The 23,602-nt window shown below is 70.1% G+C and carries 16 protein-coding genes and 1 pseudogene; 8 read left to right on the top strand and 9 right to left on the bottom strand.

The window, feature by feature from the left end:
- Positions 1–11: 11 nt before the first annotated feature.
- The 6 genes from AB0G20_RS27555 to AB0G20_RS27530 all read right to left on the bottom strand — a co-directional run bounded on the left by AB0G20_RS27555 (position 12) and on the right by AB0G20_RS27530 (position 7,034).
- Positions 12–995, bottom strand: a complete 984-nt coding sequence (locus AB0G20_RS27555) for a PAC2 family protein (RefSeq protein ID WP_361306840.1) — start codon at positions 993–995, stop codon at positions 12–14.
- A 158-nt stretch (positions 996–1,153) separates the two neighbouring features.
- Entirely contained in the window at positions 1,154–1,825 is a 672-nt protein-coding gene (locus tag AB0G20_RS27550; RefSeq protein ID WP_361306838.1) for a FadR/GntR family transcriptional regulator, read from the bottom strand.
- Between the two features lie 131 nt (positions 1,826–1,956).
- Positions 1,957–3,573, bottom strand: a complete 1,617-nt coding sequence (locus AB0G20_RS27545; protein ID WP_361306836.1) for a glycerol-3-phosphate dehydrogenase/oxidase — start codon at positions 3,571–3,573, stop codon at positions 1,957–1,959.
- A gap of 8 nt (positions 3,574–3,581) precedes the next feature.
- Positions 3,582–5,120 carry a glycerol kinase GlpK gene (gene glpK, locus AB0G20_RS27540; RefSeq protein ID WP_361306834.1) on the bottom strand — a complete coding sequence of 513 codons (1,539 nt, stop codon included), beginning with the start codon at positions 5,118–5,120 and terminating at the stop codon, positions 3,582–3,584.
- An 83-nt stretch (positions 5,121–5,203) separates the two neighbouring features.
- Positions 5,204–5,998: an MIP/aquaporin family protein gene (locus AB0G20_RS27535; protein WP_361306832.1), complete on the bottom strand. Its 795-nt coding sequence runs from the start codon at positions 5,996–5,998 to the stop codon at positions 5,204–5,206.
- A 262-nt stretch (positions 5,999–6,260) separates the two neighbouring features.
- Positions 6,261–7,034 carry an IclR family transcriptional regulator gene (locus tag AB0G20_RS27530; RefSeq protein ID WP_361306830.1) on the bottom strand — a complete coding sequence of 258 codons (774 nt, stop codon included), beginning with the start codon at positions 7,032–7,034 and terminating at the stop codon, positions 6,261–6,263.
- Between the two features lie 305 nt (positions 7,035–7,339).
- On the opposite strand from AB0G20_RS27530, the gene metH reads away from it, so the two are divergent.
- From metH to AB0G20_RS27510, 4 genes are all read left to right on the top strand, one after another.
- Positions 7,340–10,855 (top strand): methionine synthase, encoded by a 3,516-nt coding sequence (gene metH / locus AB0G20_RS27525; protein ID WP_361306828.1) that lies wholly within the window; start codon positions 7,340–7,342, stop codon positions 10,853–10,855.
- Positions 10,856–10,980: 125 nt separating this feature from the next.
- Positions 10,981–11,682 carry an HAD family phosphatase gene (locus AB0G20_RS27520; protein WP_361306826.1) on the top strand — a complete coding sequence of 234 codons (702 nt, stop codon included), beginning with the start codon at positions 10,981–10,983 and terminating at the stop codon, positions 11,680–11,682.
- 409 nt (positions 11,683–12,091) lie between these two features.
- A complete protein-coding gene (locus tag AB0G20_RS27515; protein WP_361306824.1) occupies positions 12,092–13,696 on the top strand; it encodes an ABC transporter substrate-binding protein in 1,605 nt (534 codons plus the stop codon).
- A 108-nt stretch (positions 13,697–13,804) separates the two neighbouring features.
- On the top strand, positions 13,805–15,388 hold the full coding sequence (locus AB0G20_RS27510) for an ABC transporter substrate-binding protein (RefSeq protein WP_361306822.1): 1,584 nt from the start codon (positions 13,805–13,807) through the stop codon (positions 15,386–15,388).
- 70 nt (positions 15,389–15,458) lie between these two features.
- Here AB0G20_RS27510 and AB0G20_RS27505 read toward each other — a convergent pair whose 3' ends face one another.
- Complete coding sequence (locus AB0G20_RS27505) at positions 15,459–16,130, bottom strand: response regulator transcription factor (RefSeq protein WP_016434400.1); 672 nt, start codon at positions 16,128–16,130, stop codon at positions 15,459–15,461.
- Between the two features lie 14 nt (positions 16,131–16,144).
- Positions 16,145–17,168: pseudogene (locus AB0G20_RS27500) on the bottom strand (RecB family exonuclease).
- 198 nt (positions 17,169–17,366) lie between these two features.
- Between AB0G20_RS27500 and AB0G20_RS27495 the strand changes: the two are divergent.
- The 3 genes from AB0G20_RS27495 to AB0G20_RS27485 all read left to right on the top strand — a co-directional run bounded on the left by AB0G20_RS27495 (position 17,367) and on the right by AB0G20_RS27485 (position 20,992).
- Entirely contained in the window at positions 17,367–19,139 is a 1,773-nt protein-coding gene (locus tag AB0G20_RS27495; RefSeq protein WP_361306820.1) for a site-2 protease family protein, read from the top strand.
- 53 nt (positions 19,140–19,192) lie between these two features.
- Complete coding sequence (locus AB0G20_RS27490) at positions 19,193–20,095, top strand: tRNA (adenine-N1)-methyltransferase (protein WP_142164913.1); 903 nt, start codon at positions 19,193–19,195, stop codon at positions 20,093–20,095.
- Between the two features lie 318 nt (positions 20,096–20,413).
- Positions 20,414–20,992: a hypothetical protein gene (locus AB0G20_RS27485; protein ID WP_361306818.1), complete on the top strand. Its 579-nt coding sequence runs from the start codon at positions 20,414–20,416 to the stop codon at positions 20,990–20,992.
- Positions 20,993–21,051: 59 nt separating this feature from the next.
- On the opposite strand, the gene AB0G20_RS27480 is transcribed toward AB0G20_RS27485, so the two are convergent.
- On the bottom strand, positions 21,052–21,357 hold the full coding sequence (locus tag AB0G20_RS27480) for a ferredoxin (RefSeq protein ID WP_248507439.1): 306 nt from the start codon (positions 21,355–21,357) through the stop codon (positions 21,052–21,054).
- Between the two features lie 245 nt (positions 21,358–21,602).
- Between AB0G20_RS27480 and arc the strand changes: the two genes are divergently transcribed.
- Positions 21,603–23,369, top strand: a complete 1,767-nt coding sequence (arc, locus tag AB0G20_RS27475) for a proteasome ATPase (protein WP_361306816.1) — start codon at positions 21,603–21,605, stop codon at positions 23,367–23,369.
- Positions 23,370–23,602: the final 233 nt, after the last annotated feature.

Below are 23,602 nucleotides of genomic sequence, written 5' to 3'. Positions count from 1 at the left end.
CGTGCGGTGCCTCAGTCCTCCGACGACTCGTCGTCGTCCGTGCTCGGCTTGGGCGGCTTCGGCGGGCGGGTGCGGCCGCTGGGGTTGTCGCGCAGGTACGACGTGCTGTCGCTGCCGTCCGCCGTGGCGTGACCGCCGGGCGCGGGCGGCCCGCCGCCGTCGTGGCGCCGCAGATAGCGCTCGAACTCCCGGGCGATCGCCTCGCCGGACGCCTCCGGCAGCTCGGCGGTGTCCCGGGCCTCCTCCAGCGACTGGACGTACTCGGCGACCTCGCTGTCCTCGGCTGCCAGCTGGTCCACGCCGACCTGCCAGGCGCGCGCGTCCTCGGGCAGCTCGCCCAGCGGGATCCGCACGTCGATCAGGTCCTCGAGACGGTTCAGCAGGGCCAGCGTGGCCTTCGGGTTCGGCGGCTGCGACACGTAGTGCGGCACCGCCGCCCACAGCGAGACGGCCGGCACGCCCGCGTGCGTGCACGCCTCCTGGAGAACGCCGACGATGCCCGTGGGGCCCTCGTACTTGGTCTCCTCCAGGTCCATGCGGCGGGCCAGGTCCGGGTCGGACGTCGTCCCGCTGATCGGTACCGGACGGGTGTGCGGGGTGTCGCCCAGCAGGGCGCCCAGGACCACCACCAGCTCCACGCCCAGTTCGTGCGCGAAGCCGAGCAGTTCGTTGCAGAACGACCGCCACCGCATGGACGGTTCGATGCCCCGGACGAGGACGAGATCGCGCGGTTTGTCGCCGCCGACCCGGACCACCGACAGCCTGGTCGTGGGCCAGGTGATCTTGCGGACGCCCGCTTCCATGAAGACCGTGGGGCGGTTCACCTGGAAGTCGTAGTAGTCCTCGGCGTCCAGCGCCGCGAACACCTCGCCCTTCCATTCCCTGTCCAGATGCGCGACCGCGGTGGAGGCGGCGTCGCCGGCATCGTTCCAGCCCTCGAACGCGGCCACCATGACCGGGTCGATCAGCTCGGGAACCCCCTCGAGCTCGATCACCCAGCGCCTCCTTCCGACGTGCCCTCGCTTGACCACCCAACCTTACGGCGTGCCGCGGGGGCGCCCGCAGCCCCCTTGCAGGGGGAGTGACCCCATCACTGCCCCGCGATCCGCCCCTGAACACCCCGGACCCGTCCGAGCGGCCCGTGACGCCCTGGTCACAGCGTGGAGCGCAGCCACTGTTCGACACTCGCGATGTGCACGGTCGCCCACGAGCGTGCCGCCTCGGCGTCCCGGTCGCGCAGGGCGGCGAGGATCGCGCGGTGCTCGCGCAGGGTGCGGGCCACGGCGTCCTCCTGGGTGAGGCCGCGCCAGATCCGGGCCCGGGTGGTGGGACCCGAAAGACCGTCGAGCAGCGAGCACAGTACGGAGTTGCCGGAGCTGTGCACGATGCCCCGGTGGAACTCCAGGTCGCAGGCGACGAGATCCTCCACCGACGGGGCCTCGCCGAGCTTGTCCAGCTGGGCCGACAGCGCGTCCAGTTGCTGCTCGCTGATCCGCGTGGCCGCCATCGCGGTCGCGGCCGGCTCCAGGATGCGGCGTACGGCCAGGAACTCCAGGACCGTGTCGTCGCGGTGGAAGTCGACGACGAAACTCATCGCCTCCAGCAGGAGTTGCGGGTCGAGGCTGGTGACGTACGTGCCGTCGCCCTGCCGTACGTCCAGGATCCGGATCAGCGACAGGGCTCGCACGGCCTCCCTCAGGGAGTTGCGGGACAGTCCGAGGTCGGCGGCGAGTTCGCTCTCCTTGGGCAGCCGGTCGCCCGGGCGCAGCGCGCCGGAGACGATCATTCCCTTGATCTTCTCGATCGCCTCGTCGGTGACAGCCATGGCGGGCCTCCCAGTGTGCTCAAAACCTCCGACGTATCAGGTCATTATGGGGGCGCCGCGGGAACGCGGGAGGGGCGGCTCCGTCGGCGTGGAGCCGCCCCTCCCGAGAACGGGGTCCCCCGTACCCGTGCCTACTTCTTGTCGAGCAGGTCCTGCACCTTGGCCCGGACGTCGTCCGTGGCGAGGCCGCGGATCGTCAGCGTCGTGCGGCGGCGCAGCACGTCGTCCTGCGTCTCGGCCCACTCGTGGTCCCGGGCCCAGACGACCTGCGCCCAGATCTCCGGGGCGTCGGGGTGGACGCGCTCGGCGAGCTCGGGGCTCTCGTTGGCCAGGCGGGCGATGTCGAAGGCCAGCGAGCCGTAGTGGGTGGCCAGGTGCCTGGCCGTGTCGGCCGCCATGCGCGGGCCGGGCGCCGGCCGGTCGGTGAGCAGCCGGTGGGCGACCGCACGCGGGTTGGCGATGCCGGGCAGCGGCAGCTTCTTCGGCAGTGCGCTGATCGGCTCGAAGTCGTCGCCCAGCGGGTGGCCCGGCAGCGCCTCCAGCTTCTTCATGATCGTACGGCCGATGTGCCGGAAGGTGGTCCACTTGCCGCCCGCGACGGACAGCATGCCGCCCCGGCCCTCGGTCACCACCGTCTCGCGCTTGGCCTTGGCGGTGTCGCCGGGGCCGCCCGGCAGCACGCGCAGGCCGGCGAAGGAGTACGTGATGAGGTCGCGGCTGAGCTGCTGGTCTCGGACCGAGAATGCGGCCTCGTCGAGGATCTGGGTTATGTCCTGTTCGGTGACCGAGACGTCCGCCGGGTCACCCTCGAACACCTCGTCGGTGGTGCCGAGCAGCAGCATGTCCTCCCACGGGAGGGCGAAGGTGATGCGGTACTTGTCGATCGGGGTCGCGAGCGCGGCCTTCCAGGGGGAGGTGCGCTTGAGGACCAGGTGCGCGCCCTTCGACAGGCGGATGGACGGCGCCGCCTTCGGGTCCTCCATCTTCCGCAGGTGGTCGACCCACGGGCCGGTCGCGTTCAGCACGAGCCGGGCGCTGACGCCGAACTCGTCGCCGGACAGGCGGTCCTTCAGCTCCGCGCCGGTGACACGGCCCTGGGTGAAGCGCAGGCCCGTCACCTCGGCGTGGTTGAGGACCACGGCGCCCGCCTCGACGGCCCCGCGGACCGTCATCAGCGCCATGCGGGCGTCGTTCATCTGGTCGTCGCCGTAGACGGCCACGGCCTTGAGGTTCTCGGTGCGCAGCTCGGGCACGTCCTGCGCGGCCTTGGCCGGCGAGAGCAGGTGCCCGACGCCGTCACCGAACGCGGAGAGCGCGGAGTAGGCGAAGACGCCCGCGCCGAGCTTCGCCGCGCCGTGCGGCCCGCCCTTGTACACGGGGAGGTAGAACGTGAGCGGGTTCGCCAGGTGGGGAGCCACCTGGCGGGAGACCGCACGGCGCTCGAAGTGGTTCTCCGCCACCAGCTTCACCGCGCCGGTCTGCAGGTAGCGCAGACCGCCGTGGAGCAGCTTGGAGGAGGCGGAGGACGTGGCACCGGCGAAGTCGCCGGCGTCCACCAGAGCCACCCTGAGGCCGGACTGCGCGGCGTGCCAGGCGGTGGAGATGCCCAGGATGCCGCCGCCGATCACGAGAAGGTCGTACGACGCCTTGGAGAGCTGCTCCCTGGTCTCGGCTCGGCTCGGGTTCGAGCCGGAGGCCGGGTGCGTCCCCAGGGCAGGCACGGACTGCAGGGTGGACTTGGTGGTCATGCTGTTTCTTACTCCTCGTCCTCGAGCCAGCCCATGGTCCGCTCGACGGCCTTGAGCCAGTTCTTGTACTCACGGGCGCGGGTCTCCGCGTCCATGCGGGGGGTCCACTCGGCGGCCCGGCGCCAGTTGGCGCGCAGGTCGTCGGTGCTGTTCCAGAAGCCGACGGCGAGACCGGCGGCGTAGGCGGCGCCGAGGCAGGTGGTCTCGGCGACCATCGGGCGCACCACGGGGGCGTCCACGAAGTCGGCGAGGGTCTGCATCAGCAGGTTGTTGGAGGTCATGCCGCCGTCGACCTTCAGGGCGGCCAGCTCCACGCCGGAGTCCTTCGTCATGGCGTCGGCGATCTCCCGCGTCTGCCAGGCGGTGGCCTCCAGGACGGCACGCGCGAGGTGCGCCTTGGTGACGTACCGGGTCAGGCCGGCGATCACACCGCGGGCGTCGGAACGCCAGTACGGGGCGAACAGGCCGGAGAAGGCCGGCACGAAGTAGGCGCCGCCGTTGTCCTCGACCGACAGGGCGAGGGTCTCGATCTCCGCTGCGGTGGAGATCAGGCCCATCTGGTCGCGCATCCACTGCACCAGCGAGCCGGTGACGGCGATCGAGCCCTCCAGGGCGTAGACCGTGTCCTGGTCGCCGATCTTGTAGCCGACGGTGGTCAGCAGCCCGCTGTACGAGTTGATGATCTTGTCGCCGGTGTTCATCACCATGAAGGTGCCGGTGCCGTAGGTCGACTTGGTCTCGCCCTCGGCGAAACAGGTCTGGCCGAACAGGGCCGCCTGCTGGTCGCCGAGTGCGGAGGCGACCGGGATGCCGCCGAGCAGGTCGCCCAGCTTGCCGCCGGTGATCTCGCCGTAGACCTCGGCGGAGGAGCGGATCTCGGGCAGGATCTGCTTCGGGACGCCGATCGACTCGCAGATCTTGTCGTCCCACTCCATGGTGTGGAGGTTCATGAGCATCGTGCGCGAGGCGTTGGTGACGTCCGTGACGTGCTTGCCGCCGTCGACACCGCCGGTCAGGTTCCAGATGACCCAGCTGTCCATGGTGCCGAAGAGGATGTCGCCCGCCGCGGCGCGCTCCTTCAGACCGTCGACGTTGTCGAGCAGCCAGCGGGCCTTCGGGCCGGCGAAGTAGGAGGCCAGCGGCAGGCCCGTCTCGCGGCGGAAGCGGTCCTGGCCGACGTTGCGGCCGAGCTCGCGGCAGAGGGCGTCGGTGCGGGTGTCCTGCCAGACGATGGCGTTGTGGACGGGCTCACCGGTGTTCTTGTCCCACAGCACGGTCGTCTCGCGCTGGTTGGTGATGCCGATGGCCTTGATGTCGTCACGGGTGATGCCCGCCTTGGCGATGGCCCCGGCGACGACCTCCTGGACGTTGGTCCAGATCTCCGTGGCGTTGTGCTCGACCCAGCCCGGCTTCGGGAAGATCTGCTCGTGCTCCTTCTGGTCGACGGAGACGATCCGGCCGTCCCGGTCGAAGACGATGCAGCGGCTGGAGGTGGTGCCTTGGTCGATGGCGGCGATGAAGGGGCCGGCGGTGTGCGCGTCGGTCACTGTGTGCTCCTGGTAATTCCGGGTTTATGGGGCTTTACGTACGGCGCGTGCTGGAAGTTTCCCGACAGGGCGGGGAATCGCTCCTAGGCGAATGCGACGTTGTAGATGCCTGCCGCGATGGCGCCGCCGATCAGCGGACCCACCACGGGGACCCAGGCGTAGCCCCAGTCGGAGCCGCCCTTGTTGGGCAGCGGCAGCAGGGCGTGCACGATGCGCGGACCGAGGTCACGGGCCGGGTTGATCGCGTACCCCGTCGGGCCGCCGAGGGACAGGCCGATGGAGACCACGACGAGCGCGGTGATCAGGGCGCCCAGGGTGCCCAGGCCGTTGCCCTTGTCGTTCAGGCCCTGCGTGAGCACGGCGAGCACCAGCACGACGGTGCCGATGACCTCCGTCGCGATGTTCTGCCAGGCGACCCGGACCTCGGGGCCGGTGGAGAAGACGCCCAGCACGGGGCCGGCGCCCTTCTCCTGGGCCTCGACGGCCTTGGCCGCGGTGTCCTGCGCACCCGGACCGCCGACGATCTCGCGGTCCGTGAGGTGGGCGTGGAACTGACCGTAGTAGGCGACCCAGACCAGGGCCGCGCCGATCATGGCGCCGAGGACCTGTCCGGCCCAGTAGACCGGGACGTTCTTCCAGTCGCCGTCCTTGATCGCCAGAGCGAGGGTGACGGCCGGGTTCAGATGGGCACCGGACAGCGGCGCCGTGGTGTAGACGGCAGTGAGCACCGCGAAGCCCCACCCGAAGGTGATGGCCAGCCAGCCGGCGTTACGTGCCTTGGAAGCCTTCAGCGTGACGGCGGCACAGACGCCGCCGCCGAGGAGGATGAGTATGGCGGTACCGATGGTCTCGCCGATGAAGATGTCGGAGCTGGACACCCGCGACTCCTTTGTCCTACGTCCAGGGAAGTTCGATACCGGCCTGGCGTTGTCACACTCTAGCGCGTATTGCCGGTAGCTGTTCGACAATGTCGACCGATGGACGGGAGTCTTGCTTCGGGGTTACGAGCACGTCAAGGGCTGTGTAGTCGAAAATACGATCGTTACTGATCGCCGCGGGCTGAAGGATCTTTGCCGCAGGTGAGCGCGGACATGCCGAGGACCGGAACGCCGTCCGACGCCCCGGTCCGCGTGTGTGCCGTCAGAACCGCCCGGCGCCCAGGTCCCGCGAGACCGCGCGGGCGCAGTCCCGCACCGCCGCGATCAGCTCGGGCCGCAGCGTTCCCTCCTCGTCGGGCCGGCACAGCCGCTCCACGGCGCCGGTGATGCCGACCGAGCCGACCGGCATGCGCCGCCGGTCGTGGATGGGGGCGGCGAGGGAGGCCACGCCCTCCCAGGTCTCCTCCACGTCCGCCGCGTACCCCCGCGCGCGCGTGACGTCGAGGATGTGCTCGAAGCCCTCCGGATCGCACACCGTCCGGTCCGTGAACGCCTTGCGGTCGGCCTCCAGGGCCTCGCTGTGCGCCACCGGGTCGTAGGCGGACAGCACCTTGCCCATGGCCGTGGAGTGCAGGGGCTGCATGGCCCCGATCTCCAGGACCTGCCGGCTGTCGTCGGGCCGGAAGACGTGGTGCACGATCAGCACGCCCTGCTGGTGCAGGACGCCCAGGTAGACGCTCTCGCCGCTGGAGCGGGCCAGGTCGTCGGTCCACACCAGGGCGCGCGCCCGCAGCTCGTGCACGTCGAGGTAGGTGGTGCCCAGGCGCAGCAGCTCCGCGCCCAGCTGGTAGCGCCCGGAGGTGTCGTCCTGCTCCACGAAGCCCTCCTGCTGGAGGGTGCGCAGTATGCCGTGGGCGGTGCCTTTGGCCAGGCCCAGCGACGAGGCGATGTCCGACAGGCCGAGCCGCCGCTCGCCGCCCGCGAGCAGCCGCAGCATCGCGGCCGCCCGTTCGAGCGACTGGATGTTCCGTGCCATCGCCGTACTGCCTCCGTCCCCTTCGACCGCCGACAAGCGGCTCCACAGCCCTCGTTCGGCAATGTCGAACACTACCGGTCGATGCCGACCTCTCGCTAATGGCCGGTGGCCATTTGTTACTCCGCCGGGGACCGATACGCCGCCCGGGCGGCCGTTCCGGTGCCCTCGCAGTCCGCCCCGTGGACGCGGTGTCCATCCAAGCCCACTCCCGGTTACGCTGGCGCGGTGCGCCCTTCCCCGGATGCCTTCCGGCTGTCCGGGAAGCCGCAAAGCCGACAGCCGTCGCATTTGAGGGAGCCCTTTTCATGGCCTCGTTGCCGCCGACCCCTTCCACTGACAGCCGGACCCGTGTGTCCGCGCTCCGAGACGCCCTGGCCACCCGGGTGGTCGTGGCCGACGGAGCCATGGGCACCATGCTCCAGGCGCAGGACCCCACGCTCGAGGACTTCGAGAATCTCGAGGGCTGCAACGAGATCCTCAACCTGACGCGCCCGGACATCGTCCGTTCGGTCCACTCCGCGTACTTCGACGTCGGTGTGGACTGCGTGGAGACCAACACCTTCGGCGCCAACCTCACCGCCCTCGGCGAGTACGACATCCCCGAACGCGTCACCGAGCTGTCCGAGGCCGGTGCCCGGATCGCCCGTGAGGTGGCCGACGAGTTCACCCGCAGCACCGGGCAGCAGCGCTGGGTGCTCGGCTCGATGGGACCCGGCACCAAGCTGCCCACCCTCGGCCACACCACCTTCGGCGCCATCCGGGACGCCTACCAGCAGAACGCCGAGGGCCTGCTCGCCGGCGGCGCCGACGCGCTGCTCGTGGAGACCACGCAGGACCTGCTCCAGACCAAGGCCTCCGTCATCGCCGCCCGCCGGGCCATGGAGGCCACCGGCCACTCCGTGCCGCTGATCGTCTCGGTGACCGTCGAGACGACCGGCACCATGCTGCTCGGCTCCGAGATCGGCGCCGCCCTGACCGCGCTGGAGCCGCTCGGCATCGACATGATCGGCCTGAACTGCGCCACGGGCCCGGCCGAGATGAGCGAGCACCTGCGCTTCCTGTCCCGGCACTCGCGCATCCCGCTGTCCTGCATGCCCAACGCGGGCCTGCCGGTGCTGACCAAGGACGGCGCGCACTACCCGCTGACCGCGCCCGAGCTGGCCGACGCCCAGGACACCTTCGTCCGGGACTACGGCCTCTCCCTCGTCGGCGGCTGCTGCGGCACCACCCCCGAGCACCTGCGTCAGCTCGTCGAGCGCGTCCGGGACGCCGCCCCGACCGGGCGCAGCCCGCAGCCCGAGCCGGGCGCGGCCTCCCTGTACCAGTCCGTGCCGTTCCGGCAGGACACCTCCTACCTGGCCATCGGCGAGCGCACCAACGCCAACGGCTCGAAGAAGTTCCGCGAGGCCATGCTGGAAGGCCGCTGGGACGACTGCGTGGAGATGGTCCGCGACCAGATCCGCGAGGGCGCGCACATGCTCGACCTGTGCGTGGACTACGTCGGCCGCGACGGCGTGGCCGACATGCAGGAACTGGCCGGCCGCTTCGCCACCGCCTCCACCCTGCCGATCGTGCTGGACTCCACCGAGGTCGACGTCATCCGGGCCGGCCTGGAGAAGCTCGGCGGCCGCGCGGTGATCAACTCGGTGAACTACGAGGACGGCGACGGCCCCGAGTCCCGCTTCGCCAAGGTCACCGCCCTCGCGCAGGAGCACGGCGCCGCCCTCATCGCGCTCACCATCGACGAGGAGGGCCAGGCCCGCACCGCCGAGAAGAAGGTCGAGATCGCCGAACGGCTCATCGACGACCTGACCGGCAACTGGGGCATCCACGAGGAGGACATCCTCGTCGACTGCCTGACCTTCACCATCTGTACCGGCCAGGAAGAGTCCCGCAAGGACGGCATCGCCACCATCGAGGGCATCCGCGAGCTGAAGCGGCGCCACCCGAAGGTGCAGACCACGCTCGGCCTGTCCAACATCTCCTTCGGCCTCAACCCGGCCGCCCGCATCCTGCTGAACTCCGTCTTCCTCGACGAGTGCGTCAAGGCGGGCCTGGACTCGGCGATCGTGCACGCGTCGAAGATCCTGCCGATCGCCCGCTTCAGCGAGGAGGAGGTCCAGACGGCCCTGGACCTCATCCACGACCGCCGCGCCGAGGGCTACGACCCGCTGCAGAAGCTCATGCAGCTGTTCGAGGGCGCCACCGCCAAGTCCCTCAAGGCCGGCAAGGCCGAGGAACTGGCCGCCCTGCCCCTGGACGAGCGTCTGAAGCGGCGCATCATCGACGGCGAGCGCAACGGCCTCGAAGCGGACCTCGACGAGGCCCTCCAGGAGCGGCCCGCGCTCGACATCGTCAACGAGACCCTGCTGGACGGCATGAAGGTCGTCGGCGAACTGTTCGGCTCCGGTCAGATGCAGCTGCCGTTCGTGCTGCAGTCCGCCGAGGTCATGAAGACGGCCGTCGCCCACCTCGAACCGCACATGGAGAAGACCGACGAGGCCGGCAAGGGCACCATCGTGCTCGCCACCGTGCGCGGCGACGTGCACGACATCGGCAAGAACCTCGTCGACATCATCCTGTCCAACAACGGCTACAACGTCGTCAACCTCGGCATCAAGCAGCCGGTCTCCGCGATCCTGGAAGCCGCCGAGGAGCACAGGGCCGACGTCATCGGCATGTCCGGACTGCTGGTGAAGTCCACGGTGATCATGAAGGAGAACCTGGAGGAGCTGAACCAGCGCGGCCTGGCCTCCGGCTACCCGGTCATCCTCGGCGGCGCCGCCCTCACCCGCGCCTACGTCGAGCAGGACCTGCACGAGATCTACCAGGGCGAGGTCCGCTACGCCCGCGACGCCTTCGAGGGGCTGCGCCTCATGGACGCCCTCATCGGCGTCAAGCGGGGCGTGCCCGGAGCGAAGCTGCCCGAGCTCAAGCAGCGCCGGGTCAGGGCCGTGGCCCCGGCCGCCGCGGAAGAGAGCCCCGAGGAGGGGCACGTCCGCTCCGACGTCGCCACCGACAACCCCGTCCCCGAGCCGCCCTTCCGCGGCACCCGCGTGATCAAGGGCATCCAGCTCAAGGAGTACGCGAGCTGGCTCGACGAGGGCGCCCTGTTCAAGGGCCAGTGGGGCCTGAAGCAGGCCCGCACCGGCGAGGGCCCCTCGTACGAGGAACTCGTCGAGAGCGAGGGCCGGCCCCGGCTGCGCGGCCTGCTGGACCGGCTCCAGACGGAGAACATGCTGGAGGCGGCCGTGGTCTACGGCTACTTCCCGTGCGTCTCCAAGGACGACGACCTGATCATCCTCGACGAGCAGGGCAACGAGCGCACCCGCTTCACCTTCCCGCGCCAGCGCCGGGGCCGCCGCCTGTGCCTGGCCGACTTCTTCCGCCCGGAGGAGTCCGGCGAGACCGACGTCGTCGGCCTCCAGGTCGTCACCGTCGGCTCGCGCATCGGCGAGGAGACCGCGCGGCTCTTCGAGGCCAACGCCTACCGCGACTACCTCGAACTGCACGGGCTGTCCGTGCAGTTGGCGGAGGCGCTCGCCGAGTACTGGCACGCGCGCGTGCGCTCCGAACTCGGCTTCGCCGGCGAGGACCCGGACGAGATGCAGGGCATGTTCGAGCTGAAGTACCGGGGCGCCCGCTTCTCCCTCGGCTACGGCGCCTGCCCCAACCTGGAGGACCGCGCCAAGATCGCCGACCTGCTCCAGCCGGAGCGCATCGGCGTCCAGCTGTCCGAGGAGTTCCAGCTGCACCCCGAGCAGTCCACGGACGCCATCGTGATCCACCACCCGGAGGCCAAGTACTTCAACGCCCGCTGAGCCCTCACCCGGGCACACGGGCCAAAAGAAGCGCATCGTCCGCGCACGACGTAGACTGGTCGGTCCACCGCAGGCCGGTTCCCCTCGTGGGAGCCGGCCTGAACGTCCCTCAAGGAGGTACGTGGATGACCAGTACGGTCCCCGCGCTCGGAACCCGCACAGCCGAAGGATCGGCCCTCCAAGCCGTGCTCCTCGACATGGACGGCACTCTGGTGGACACCGAGGGCTTCTGGTGGGACGTCGAGGTCGAGGTCTTCGCCTCCCTCGGTCACACGCTCGACGAGTCCTGGCGGCATGTCGTGGTCGGCGGCCCCATGACCCGCAGTGCGGGGTTCCTCATCGAGGCCACCGGCGCCGACATCGCCCTCGACGAGCTCACGGTGCTCCTGAACGACGGTTTCGAGGACCGCATCGACCGCGCCCTGCCGCTGATGCCGGGCGCCGGCCGGCTGCTGGCCGAGCTGTACGAGTACGAGATCCCCACGGCCCTGGTCTCCGCCTCGCACCGGCGCATCATCGACCGGGTGCTGACCACGCTCGGCGCCCACCACTTCAGCCTGACGGTGGCCGGTGACGAGGTGCCGCGCACCAAGCCCCACCCGGACCCGTACCTCGCCGCCGCCGCCGGGCTCGGCGCGGACCCGGTCCGGTGCGCCGTCATCGAGGACACCGCGACCGGGGTCGCCGCCGCCGAGGCCGCGGGCTGCCACGTCGTGGCCGTGCCCTCCGTGGCGCCCATCGCACCGGCCCTGCGCCGCACGGTCGTCACCTCCCTCGAAGAGGTCGACCTGACATTTCTGCACGGCCTGATGACGGAAATGCGCTAGGCGTTCACCCAGCGTGCAGCGGGGTTAGGGCGGCAATTCCGAAGTCGAATTCGAACCCCTCCGGGCGATCGAATTCCCGTACCTCCGAACCCGTTTACGCCTGTGACGTTCCCCACGCGGTCCGGGGTCGACAGCCGATCCGGCATGTGCTGCGCACCCCCTTCAGGGGGCCGCAGGCGTGCCCTTGTGTCCCGATTGATGGAACGCTGCACCAAAGCTTCCACTGTCGGGTTTTCGGTCTGTCCACGCCCGGTTCCGCAGCGTGATGGGCGCTCAACTCCGGTGGCTGCGAACCCTCCTGCCGGTCCGGACTAATCTCGTTGCGAGAACATCGCCCCACCCCCGTGATCCGCTGCGCCACCCCTGCATGCCGGGTACACGGAGTCGACAGCTCTGGAGAAACTCGAGCATGAACCGCAAGACTTTGGTGCTGGCGGCCGTGATCGGCCTGCTCGCGCCGGTGCTCGCCGCCTGCGGCGGGTCCGACAGCGGGAGCGGCGACAGCGGCGCGATCGTCGTCGGCACCACGGACCGGTTCACCGCCTCGAAGGACGCCCCCGCGCCCCTCGACCCGGCGTACGCCTACGACGTCGGCACCTGGAACATCCTGCGCCAGACCGTGCAGACCCTGATGATCCAGCCGCGCGGCGAGGGCGAGCCGGTACCGGAGGCCGCCGAGCGCTGCGGCTTCACCGACACCGGCAACGAGCGCTACGCCTGCACCCTGCGCGACGGCCTGAAGTTCGCAGACGGCAACGCTGTCACGGCGGCCGACGTGAAGTACTCCATCGACCGCGCCCGCTCGCTCAAGGCCGACAGCGGGGTGTTCGCGCTGCTGTCCACCATCGACACCGTCGAGACGCAGGGCGACCGCGAGGTCATCTTCCACCTCAAGACCGCCGACGCGACGTTCCCGTACAAGCTGTCGACCCCGGTCGCCGGCATCGTCGACCCCGACGACTACCCGAAGAACAAGCTGCGCGACGGCTTCGACCTGGAGGGCTCCGGCCCGTACACCCTCAAGGCCGACGTCGAGAACGGCGAGCTGGTCAAGGCCGAGTTCACCAAGAACCCCGACTACCAGGGGACCATCGAGGTGAACAACGACAAGGTCGACATGGTCTCCTTCAAGGACGCCGACGCCATGGGCGAGGCGCTGGACAAGGGCGACATCGACCTGATGACCCGCGCCATGTCGCCGGATCAGATCCGCGAGCTCTCGGGCGACGCGGACACCGACATCGACCTCGTCGAGATGCCCGGCCTGGAAATCCGCTACCTGGGCTTCAACACCGACGCCCCGACGGTGAAGTCCAAGGCCGTGCGCCAGGCGATGGCCCAGGTCGTCAACCGCAGCGCGCTGGTCGCCAAGGTCTACGGCTCCCAGGCCGAGCCGCTGTACTCGCTGGTCCCGGCCAGCGTCACCGGCCACTCCAACTCGTTCTTCAACAAGTACGGCGAGCCGAGCGTCACCAAGGCCCGTTCCCTGCTCAACCAGGCGAACATCACCACCCCGGTGAAGCTGACGCTGCACTACACCACCGACCACTACGGCCCGGCCACCAAGAAGGAGTTCGAGGTCCTGCGCGACCAGCTGAACTCCAGCGGCCTGTTCGAGGTCGGCATCAAGGGCACCCCCTGGGACACGTTCCGCCCGGCCGAGAAGAAGGGCGACTACGACGTCTACGGCATGGGCTGGTTCCCGGACTTCCCGGACGCCGACAACTTCCTCGCGCCGTTCCTCGACGCGGACAACACCCTCGGCTCGCCGTACGACAACAGCCAGATCCGCAACACCCTGATCCCGGAATCCCGCCGCGAGGCGGACCGGCTGTCCGCCTCCTCCAGCCTGACGGACATTCAGGACATCGTCGCCGGCGACGTACCGGTGCTGCCGCTGTGGCAGGGCAAGCAGTACGTCGCCGCGCGCGACGACATCACGGGTACCGCCTACGCGCTCAACTCCGCCTCGACGCTCCAACTGTGGGAGCTCGGCCGCGGTGTGAGTGGCTGACGGACCCGCTGGAACCCCGGAGCCCCTGACCGCGGCCCCGGGGAACCGTGCCCCGGAGCCAGGGACATGCTCCGGGGCGTTCTCGAGAACCGACGACAAGGCACACACGTGAACATACGCAACCAGTGGCCGGCCCTGCCCATCGTGGTGGGTCTCGCCTCCGGACTGCTGACCGGCTGTGGCACGGAGAGCGGGGACTCCGCGGGGGACGGCTCCAACGTGGTGGTGGGGATGTCCGACGACGTCCTGGCCACGGACCCGGCCTCCGGCTACGACCCCGGCTCCTGGCTGTTGTTCAACAACGTCTTCCAGTCCCTGCTCAGCTTCCCCAAGGGCGCCACGGAGCCGCAGCCGGAGGCCGCCGAGAGCTGCGTGTTCACCGACACCCAGACCACGGTCTACAAGTGCACGCTGAAGGACGGCCTCAAGTTCAGCAACGGTGACGAGCTCACCTCCGAGGACGTCAAGTTCTCCTTCGACCGCATGCTGAAGATCAACGACCCCGACGGGCCCGCGATCATGTTCCCCACGCTGGAGAAGGTCGAGACGCCCGACGAGAAGACGGTCGTCTTCCGCCTCAACACGGCCGACGCCACCTTCCCGAGCAAGATCGCCTCCGGCGCAGGCTCCATCGTCGACCACAGCCAGTACGACGCGGACGGGCTCCGCAAGGACGGCAAGGCGGTCGGCTCCGGCCCCTACCAGCTCGACTCGTTCGACGACGGGCAGGCGGTCTTCTCCGTCAACGAGAACTACAAGGGCACCGCCAAGGTGAGCAACACCGGCGTGACGCTCAAGTTCTTCGACGGCGACCAGACAGCCCTGAAGCAGGCCATCCAGGACGGGGACGTCGACATCGCCTACCGCGGTCTCACCGCGGGCGACATCGCGGACACGGAGAAGGCCGACGACGGCACCGGCGTCGAGGTCGTCGAGGGCAGCAGCGCCGAGGTCCAGCACCTGGTGTTCAACATGGACGACCCGGTCGCCGGAAAGCTCGGCGTCCGCAAGGCCATCGCCCACCTGCTCGACCGCGAAGCCCTCATCAAGGACGTCTACCAGGGCACCGCGACCCCGCTGTACTCGATCATCCCGGCCGGTATCGCGGGCCACAACACGGCCTTCTTCGACACCTACGGCGCCCGCCCCTCCAAGTCCAAGGCCCAGGCCGCGCTGCGCAAGGACGGCATCACCGGCAAGGTGAAGCTGACCCTCTGGTCGACCCCGTCACGCTACGGCCCCGCGACCGACCAGGAGCTGAACGCCATCGCCGGCCAGCTCAACGCCAGCGGCCTGTTCGACGCCGACGTCAAGTCCGTCCCCTTCGGCCAGTACGAGAAGGACATCGCCGCCGGCAAGTACGGCGTCTACGTGAAGGGCTGGGTGCCGGACTACCCGGACGCCGACAACTTCACGGCCCCCTTCTTCGGCAAGGGCAACGTGCTGAGCAACAACTACGACAACGGCACGATCACCGGCTCGCTCATCCCGCGCACCGCCGCCCTGACCAACCGGGCCGCCACGGACAAGGAGTTCGGGGAGCTGCAGGACATCGTCGCCGACGAACTGCCCGTCCTGCCGGTGTGGCAGGCCAAGCAGTACGCGGTCGTCCGCGACGGCGTCTACGGCCTGGAGTACTGCCTCGACGCGTCGACGGTGTTCCGCTTCTGGGAGCTCAGCAAGGACGCCTGACGCACCGGATGTGAAGAAGGGCGCCCCCTGCTCGGCAGGGGGCGCCCTCTCGCGTATCGGCTCGCGGTCGCTACTGCGCGCCGGGGCGCACCAGTCCGCTCTCGTACGCGTACACCGCCGCCTGCACACGGTCACGCAGGCCCAGCTTGGTCAGCACATGCCCGACGTGCGTCTTGACGGTCGTCTCGCTGACGAACAGATCGGCGGCGATCTCCGCGTTGGACAGCCCGCGCGCCACCAGCTTCAGCACCTCGACCTCGCGGTCGGTGAGCGTGTGCAGCGTGTCCGGCACCGGCTCGTCCCCCGACGGCAGATGCGTGGCGTACTTGTCGAGCAGCCGACGGGTGATGCTCGGCGCGAGCATGGCCTCGCCCCCGGCGACGACCCGGATGGCCTGCACCAGCTCGTTGGCCGGCGCGTCCTTGAGCAGGAACCCGCTGGCACCGGCGCGCAGCGCCTCCACCACGTACTCGTCGAGGTCGAAGGTGGTCAGTACCAGGACCTTCGCCGGGCCGTCCCGCCCGGGCCCGGTGATCTGCCGGGTCGCCTCCACACCGTCCATCCGCGGCATGCGGATGTCCATCAGAACCACATCGGGCTGTAGCGCACGCACCTGGTCGAGTGCCTGCAGTCCGTCACCGGCCTCCCCGACGACCGCGATGTCCTGCTCGGCCTCCAGGATCATCCGGAAGCCGGTACGCAGCAGCGGCTGGTCGTCGACCAGTAGGACGCGGATGGCCACGTAAGTCTCCTTCGCTAGTCCGGCCTCATTCTGCCCTGCGCGGGCCCGCCGGACTCAGCCGCCCTCACCGGTGACGGGTTGCACCGGCAGCTCCGCCGCGCCCACCGGCAGGGGATAGGGCGGGGGAGTGCCGCCGAACTCCGGGCAGTGGGCCTGGTGGTCGCACCAGCCGCACAGCTTCGTGGGGCGCGGCCGCCAGTCGCCCGTCTCGGTGGCCAGCCGGATCGCCTCCCACAGCGCCAGCAGCTTGCGCTCGACCCGCTCCAGGTCGGCGAGGACCGGGTCGTACGTCAGTACCTGGCCGCTGCCGAGGTAGACCAGCTGGAGCCGCCGGGGGACCACGTTCTTCAGCCGCCACACGACCAGGGCGTAGAACTTCATCTGGAACAGCGCGCCCTCGGAGTACTCGGGCCTGGGCGCCTTCCCCGTCTTGTAGTCGACGATCCGGACCTCGCCCGTGGGAGCCACGTCGACCCGGTCGATGATGCCGCGCAGCCGCAGCCCGGACTCCAGCTCGGCCTCGACGAACAGCTCCCGCTCGGCCGGCTCCAGACGGCTGGGGTCCTCCAGGGTGAACCAGCGCTCGACGAGCTGCTCCGCCTCACCCAGCCAGCGCGCCAGCCGCTCGCCCTGCGGATCGTCGGCGAACAGCTCCACGACCTCCGGCCGCGTCTCACGCAGCCGGTCCCATTGGCCCGGGATCAGCGACTTCGCCCGGGGCGCCGTGCGCTCGGCGGCCGGGGCGTCGAAGAGCCGCTCCAGGACCGCGTGCACCAGCGTGCCCCTGGTCGCCGCCTCGCTCGGCTTCTCCGGCAGCCGGTCGATGACCCGGAAGCGGTAGAGCAGCGGGCACTGCATGAAGTCACTGGCACGCGAGGGGGACAGCGAGGCGGGCGCTATGGCGGTGGGCTCGGTCACGGTTCCGCTCGGGGTGTCCGTCTCCACTGCTGCCGCCGCGGGCTCTGCCGGGACCGGCGGATCCACCGCCGCGGCAGGGCTGCTCTCGGGCTGTGCTTCGCCCTCGGTGCTCGTCTCCATGTCCCAGACCATACGGCCCGCCACTGACAGTGACCCAGCCGCGGTCGCGCCGCGTGCGACGTCAGAAGCCGTGAGGGGAGAGGAGGTACGGGAAACACAGGGGTGCCGGGGCGGAACGCACCGCGACGGACGCATACCATCGACTCGAGACCCTCCCGTCCGGCAGGCACGGGAGACGCTTCGATCGAGGGGAAACCGGTGGACGAGAGCGGCGGGCGCGGGCGGCCGCAGTCCGGCAACGGCGAGTCGGCCGAGCGCCACGCGAGGCCTCCGGCCCGCGCCACCGACCCGACCCCCGCCGACGAACAGCCCACGGACGAGCACGGTTTCACCCCTGAGCAGCCCACCCCCGGACCGGAGCCGACCGGCCCGGCCGCGCCCGCCGGGACCCCCGCGCCCCCTCCGGACGCCCCGACGGCGGACGGGGAGTCCGTCGGCGTCTCGCCGGACCCGCGGACTCCGGATGGCGCGGCCACCGCCCCCGGCGAGCGCGACGCGAGCCGCCCACCGGAGAGCGACACGCACCCCGACCGCGCCCACGCCGACGGCCCGCACACGGCACCGGCCCCCGCCGACGCGGACGCCGAAGGACCGCAGGCCGCACCCGCCCCCGACGAGCGCGGCGGCGGCGGTTCAGACGGCGGCGGTTCACCGGAGAGCGACGCACACCCCGACCGCGCCTACGCCAGCGGCCCACCCTCGGCTCCCGCCCCGGACCCCGGCCACTCGAACCACCACCCCGGCCCTTCCGTGCCCGACCACGGCGACCGCCCCCTCGCCCACTCCGCCGACGGCAAGGGCCCCGCCCCCCAGCGACCGGAGCCGCGCGGCGGGCTGCTCATGGGGCGGCCCTTCGGGGTGCCCGTGTACGTCGCGCCGAGCTGGTTCCTCGTCGCCGCGCTGATCACCTGGGTGTTCGGCGGCCAGCTGGAGCGCGTGCTGCCCGAGCTCGGTGCCGCCCGCTACCTGGTCTCCCTCTTCTTCGCGGTCGCCTTCTACGCCTCCGTGCTCGTCCACGAACTGGCCCACACGGTCGCCGCCCTCCGCTTCAAACTCCCGGTCCGCCGCATCCGGCTCCAGTTCTTCGGCGGCGTCTCCGAGATCGAGAAGGAGGCCGAGACCCCCGGCCGGGAGTTCGTGCTCGCCTTCGTCGGGCCCCTGCTCTCCCTCGTCCTCGCCGGCGTCTTCTACGCCGCCGTACAGACCGTGGAACCCGGCACCGTCCCGGGCGTCCTGCTCGCGGGCCTGATGATCTCCAACCTCATCGTGGCCGCGTTCAACCTCCTGCCCGGCCTGCCCCTCGACGGCGGCCGCATGCTCCGCGCCGTCGTCTGGAAGATCACCGGCAAGCCGATGAAGGGCACCATCGCCGCCGCCTGGGTCGGCCGCGCCCTCGCCGTCTCCGTACTCATCGGCCTGCCCCTGCTGACCCAGTCCGGCGCCCTCGGCACCGACGCCGCCGACAACGTCGGCATGGACACCGTCCTCGACGCCCTGCTCGCCGCCATCCTCGCCGCGATCATCTGGACCGGCGCCGGCAACAGCCTGCGCATGGCCCGCCTGCGCGAGCACCTCCCCGACCTGCGCGCCCGGACACTCACCCGCCGCGCGGTCCCCGTCGAGACCGGCACCCCGCTCTCGGAAGCCCTGCGCCGCGCCAACGCCGCCGGAGCCCGCGCCCTGGTCGTCGTCGACACCGACGGCCAGCCCCTCTCCCTCGTCCGCGAGGCCGCCATCGTCGGCGTACCCGAGCACCGCCGCCCCTGGGTCGCCGTCAGCGGCCTCGCCCAGGACCTCACCGACGGCATGCGCGTCTCGGCGGAGCTGTCGGGCGAGGAGCTGCTGGACGCCCTGCGCGCGACCCCGGCCACCGAGTACCTGGTGGTGGAGGAGACCGGCGAGATCTACGGCGTCCTGTCGGCGGCCGACGTGGAGCGCGCCTTCGTGAAGGCGATGGCGAGGCCGTCCTAGGGTCGGCCGCCCGAGTGGTCGGTGGCCCTCTCCGGGGCCGGTAGGCTGGTCACATGTCCGAACCGACCGGTGCCGCCCGCAGGCGCGGGCCCTTCAAGGTCGGGGACCAGGTTCAGCTGACCGACCCCAAGGGCCGCCACTACACGTTCACGCTCGAGGCCGGGAAGAACTTCCACACCCACAAGGGTTCCTTCCCCCACGACGAACTGATCGGTGCTCCCGAGGGCAGCGTTGTCCGTACCACGGGGAACGTCGCCTACCTCGCGCTGCGCCCCCTGCTCCCCGACTACGTCCTGTCCATGCCCCGCGGCGCCGCCGTGGTCTACCCCAAGGACGCGGGGCAGATCCTCGCCTTCGCCGACATCTTCCCCGGCGCGCGCGTCGTGGAAGCGGGGGTCGGCTCCGGCTCGCTCAGCAGCTTCCTGCTGCGCGCCATCGGCGACCAGGGCATGCTGCACAGCTACGAGCGCCGGGCGGACTTCGCCGAGATCGCCCAGGCGAACGTGGAGCGCTACTTCGGCGGCCCGCACCCCGCCTGGCAGCTCACCGTGGGCGACCTCCAGGACAACCTGTCCGACGCCGACGTCGACCGCGTCATCCTCGACATGCTCGCCCCCTGGGAGTGCCTGGAGGCCGTCTCCAAGGCGCTCGTCCCCGGCGGCATCCTGTGCTGCTACGTGGCCACCACCACCCAGCTCGCCCGGACCGTCGAGTCCATCCGCGAGATCGGCTGCTTCAACGAGCCGAGCGCCTGGGAGTCGATGATCCGCAACTGGCACATCGAGGGCCTGGCCGTCCGCCCGGACCACCGGATGATCGGCCACACCGGCTTCCTGCTCACCGCCCGCCGCCTCGCCGACGGCGTCGAGCCGCCCATGCGCCGCCGCCGCCCCGCCAAGGGCGCCTACGGCGAGGACTACGCAGGTCCCAACGCCGACGGCGGCGCCGCCCGCTGAGACAGCCCGTCACCGCGTCCAACGCACAGGCGCCGTGGCGGAGTTCCCGGATCCGTACCGGAACTCCGCCACGGCGCCTTTCCGTTGCCGCCCCGGGTGAACCCCGTCCAACGCCGTTGACCTGCCGCACAGGCCGTGAAGGCCCACGTCGTCGTGCGGCAGGAGCCGGTCCCGCACAGGCCCGCTGACACAGCGGCAGGAACCGTAACCCTTCTGACTTCCCCGGCACAGGACGTGCACACCCCGCCGTTCCCTCGCGGTGTGACGTGTGGCACCATGCTGGCCACACCACCGGCACAGCCTCAGGAGACACTCCTAGTGCAGTCTTCCGCCGTCCCGGAGCTCGCCCACACCCACACCCGCCCCATCCACTGGCTCGCCACCGCGACAGCCGTCGCGGGCGTCGTGGCCTTCTCCTCGGTCCTGCAGCCCGGCGCGGCGACGGCGGCCCAGCCGGCCGCCCCCGAGACCAAGAGCGCTCCGGCGCCCATGACTCCGCCCGACCCGGCCGCGGTGACGTTCCCGATCGAGTGCGGCCCCGTGAAGGCCGTGGTGAAGAAGCGGGCTTCCGGAGACCTCGACGGCGACGGCAGGCCCGAGACGGTGGCCGTGGTCCACTGCGACTCCCCGATGGGCACTCCGCCGGACGGCGTGTACGTCCTCACGCGCGACGCCGAGGGCGGCAAACCGCGCGTCGTGGCCACCCTGCTCGACCCCGAGGACGGCACCACCGTCACCGACTTCGCCGTGCGCGACGGGGCCGTCACCGCCACGCTCCTCGGCTACTCGTCGGCCGACGTGCCGCGTTGCTGCCCCGACGAGAAGAGCGACGCGAAATGGCGTTGGCGCGACGGCTCTTTCATCCGCTCGACACCGGCCGAAGCTCGCAGCGTGTGAGACGCGTGCGACGGCGCGTGTGAGATATCAGACAGTCGTAACGGAACGTAGAGAAGTAGTCACTCTGCGTCCGGTCCGTAGACCTCGGCCCTGTCCGAAACCCGACGTACGTGGATGCACTCGCCCGGACATTCCTTCGCGGAGTCGATCACGTCCGTGAGAAGCGGCAGCGGAACGGGCGTTGTCGCTCCCTTGTCCTGGAGCAACTCGTCGTCGGTGCTCTTCACATAGGCCAGACCGTCGATGTCCAGCTCGAACACCTCGGGCGCGTACTGCGCGCAGATGCCGTCGCCGGTACACAGGTCCTGGTCGATCCAGACCTCCAGCTCCTCGCCGTCGGCCCCGGCCACCTGCTGCACGCTCATCTCTCCTGCCGTTTCTCCGCCGAGCCGTATCGGGAATCCGGCCAGCTCTGGCGGGTGTTGAACAGTTCGACCCTACCTCCGGCTGGGTTCCAATCATGTTCGCTGGGTATTCCCCTGGCGTGAGGGAGAGCGCAAGGGTGAAGATCGGACACACCCCGACCGTCTTTGTGATCTAGGGGTTTCAATCGACACCCGCCCAGGTAGGGTCTGGAAGCGTCCAGCTCCCCTTGGAGGAGGTGAGGACCGTGGCAGCCCACGACGACGACATGAACCGCGGCATCCGCCCGGGACGCGGGTCCGACGACCCGGCCGGGCAGATCGCCTATCTTGAGCAGGAGATCGCCGTCCTGCGACGCAAGCTCGCCGACTCTCCGCGACACACGAGGATTCTCGAAGAGCGGATCGTCGAGCTGCAGACCAATCTGGCCGGCGTGTCCGCGCAGAACGAGCGACTCGCCAACACGCTCCGTGAGGCCCGTGACCAGATCGTGGCCCTCAAGGAGGAGGTCGACCGGCTCGCGCAGCCGCCGGCCGGCTTCGGTGTCTTCCTGACGGCGAACGAGGACGGCACCGCCGACATCTTCACCGGCGGCCGCAAGCTCAGGGTGAACGTCAGCCCCAGCGTGGAGCTCGAGGAGCTCCGACGCGGCCAGGAACTGATGCTCAACGAAGCGCTCAACGTGGTCGAGGCCATGGAGTTCGAGCGCGTCGGTGACATCGTCACCCTCAAGGAGATCCTCGAGGACGGCGAGCGGGCCCTGGTGCTCGGGCACACCGACGAGGAGCGGGTGGTGCGGCTCGCCGAGCCGCTGCTGGACGTCACCATCCGCCCCGGCGACGCCCTGCTCATGGAGCCCCGCTCCGGATACGTCTACGAGGTCGTCCCCAAGAGCGAGGTCGAGGAACTCGTCCTCGAAGAGGTCCCCGACATCGGTTACGAGCAGATCGGCGGTCTCGGCGGCCAGATCGAGGCCATCCGCGACGCGGTCGAGCTGCCGTACCTCTACCCGGACCTGTTCAAGGAGCACGAGCTGCGCCCGCCCAAGGGCGTCCTGCTCTACGGGCCTCCCGGATGCGGTAAGACACTCATCGCCAAGGCCGTCGCCAACTCGCTGGCCAAGAAGGTCGCCGAGGTCACCGGCCAGGCCGCCGGCAAGAGCTTCTTCCTCAACATCAAGGGCCCCGAGCTCCTGAACAAGTACGTCGGCGAGACCGAGCGGCAGATCCGCCTCGTCTTCCAGCGTGCCCGTGAGAAGGCCAGCGAGGGCACCCCCGTCATCGTCTTCTTCGACGAGATGGAGTCCCTCTTCCGCACCCGTGGCTCGGGTGTCAGCTCGGACGTCGAGAACACGATCGTCCCGCAGCTGCTCGCCGAGATCGACGGTGTGGAGGGCCTGCAGAACGTGGTCGTGATCGGCGCCTCCAACCGTGAGGACATGATCGACCCCGCCATCCTGCGGCCCGGCCGTCTGGACGTGAAGATCAAGATCGAGCGTCCCGACGCCGAGGCGGCGAAGGACATCTTCGGCAAGTACCTGACCGAGCGCCTCCCGCTGCACTCCGACGACCTCGGTGAGCACGGCGGCAGCAAGGCCACCACCGTCCAGAGCATGATCCAGACGGCGGTGGAACACATGTACACCGAGTCCGAGGAGAACCGCTTCCTGGAGGTCACCTACGCCAACGGTGACAAGGAAGTCCTCTACTTCAAGGACTTCAACTCCGGCGCCATGATCGAGAACATCGTCGGCCGCGCCAAGAAGATGGCGATCAAGGACTTCCTCGAGAAGAACCAGAAGGGCCTCCGCGTCTCCCACCTCCTCCAGGCCTGCGTGGACGAGTTCAAGGAGAACGAGGACCTGCCGAACACCACCAACCCGGACGACTGGGCCCGGATCTCCGGAAAGAAGGGCGAGCGGATCGTGTACATCCGCACCCTCATCACCGGAAAGCAGGGCGCGGACACCGGACGCTCCATCGACACGGTGGCGAACACCGGTCAGTACCTGTAAAAGGCAGGGCGGCTGCGGGTGCCCTCGGCGGGTACCCGCAGCCGACTGTTTTTCAGGCCACGGCTGGAGCAACGCAATGACGCAAATGATCTCCCCACCAGCGCAAAGGCGTTCTAGGCTCTTGCGTACCGCCGAGTCGCGCAGTGCGGGGACGGGCACCGCACACGCAACCGAGCGCCAGCGGTATCTGAGTGGCGCCCACGACCGAGGGTGCCGCCGGGCAAGGAGGGCCG

The organism is Streptomyces sp. NPDC024017 (genome assembly GCF_040638895.1).
GTDB lineage: Bacteria > Actinomycetota > Actinomycetes > Streptomycetales > Streptomycetaceae > Streptomyces.
Note: the sequence above shows the minus strand (reverse complement) of the source record. Positions and strands in the feature narration are given on the sequence as shown.

Coding starts and splice junctions, on each gene's coding strand:
- AB0G20_RS27520 (WP_361306826.1), top strand. CDS start 10,981: ATGACCAGTACGGTCCCCGCGCTCGGAACCCGCACAGCCGAAGGATCG.
- AB0G20_RS27490 (WP_142164913.1), top strand. CDS start 19,193: ATGTCCGAACCGACCGGTGCCGCCCGCAGGCGCGGGCCCTTCAAGGTC.
- AB0G20_RS27545 (WP_361306836.1), bottom strand. CDS start 3,573: ATGACCACCAAGTCCACCCTGCAGTCCGTGCCTGCCCTGGGGACGCAC.
- AB0G20_RS27530 (WP_361306830.1), bottom strand. CDS start 7,034: ATGGCACGGAACATCCAGTCGCTCGAACGGGCGGCCGCGATGCTGCGG.
- metH (WP_361306828.1), top strand. CDS start 7,340: ATGGCCTCGTTGCCGCCGACCCCTTCCACTGACAGCCGGACCCGTGTG.
- AB0G20_RS27515 (WP_361306824.1), top strand. CDS start 12,092: ATGAACCGCAAGACTTTGGTGCTGGCGGCCGTGATCGGCCTGCTCGCG.
- AB0G20_RS27550 (WP_361306838.1), bottom strand. CDS start 1,825: ATGGCTGTCACCGACGAGGCGATCGAGAAGATCAAGGGAATGATCGTC.
- AB0G20_RS27480 (WP_248507439.1), bottom strand. CDS start 21,357: ATGAGCGTGCAGCAGGTGGCCGGGGCCGACGGCGAGGAGCTGGAGGTC.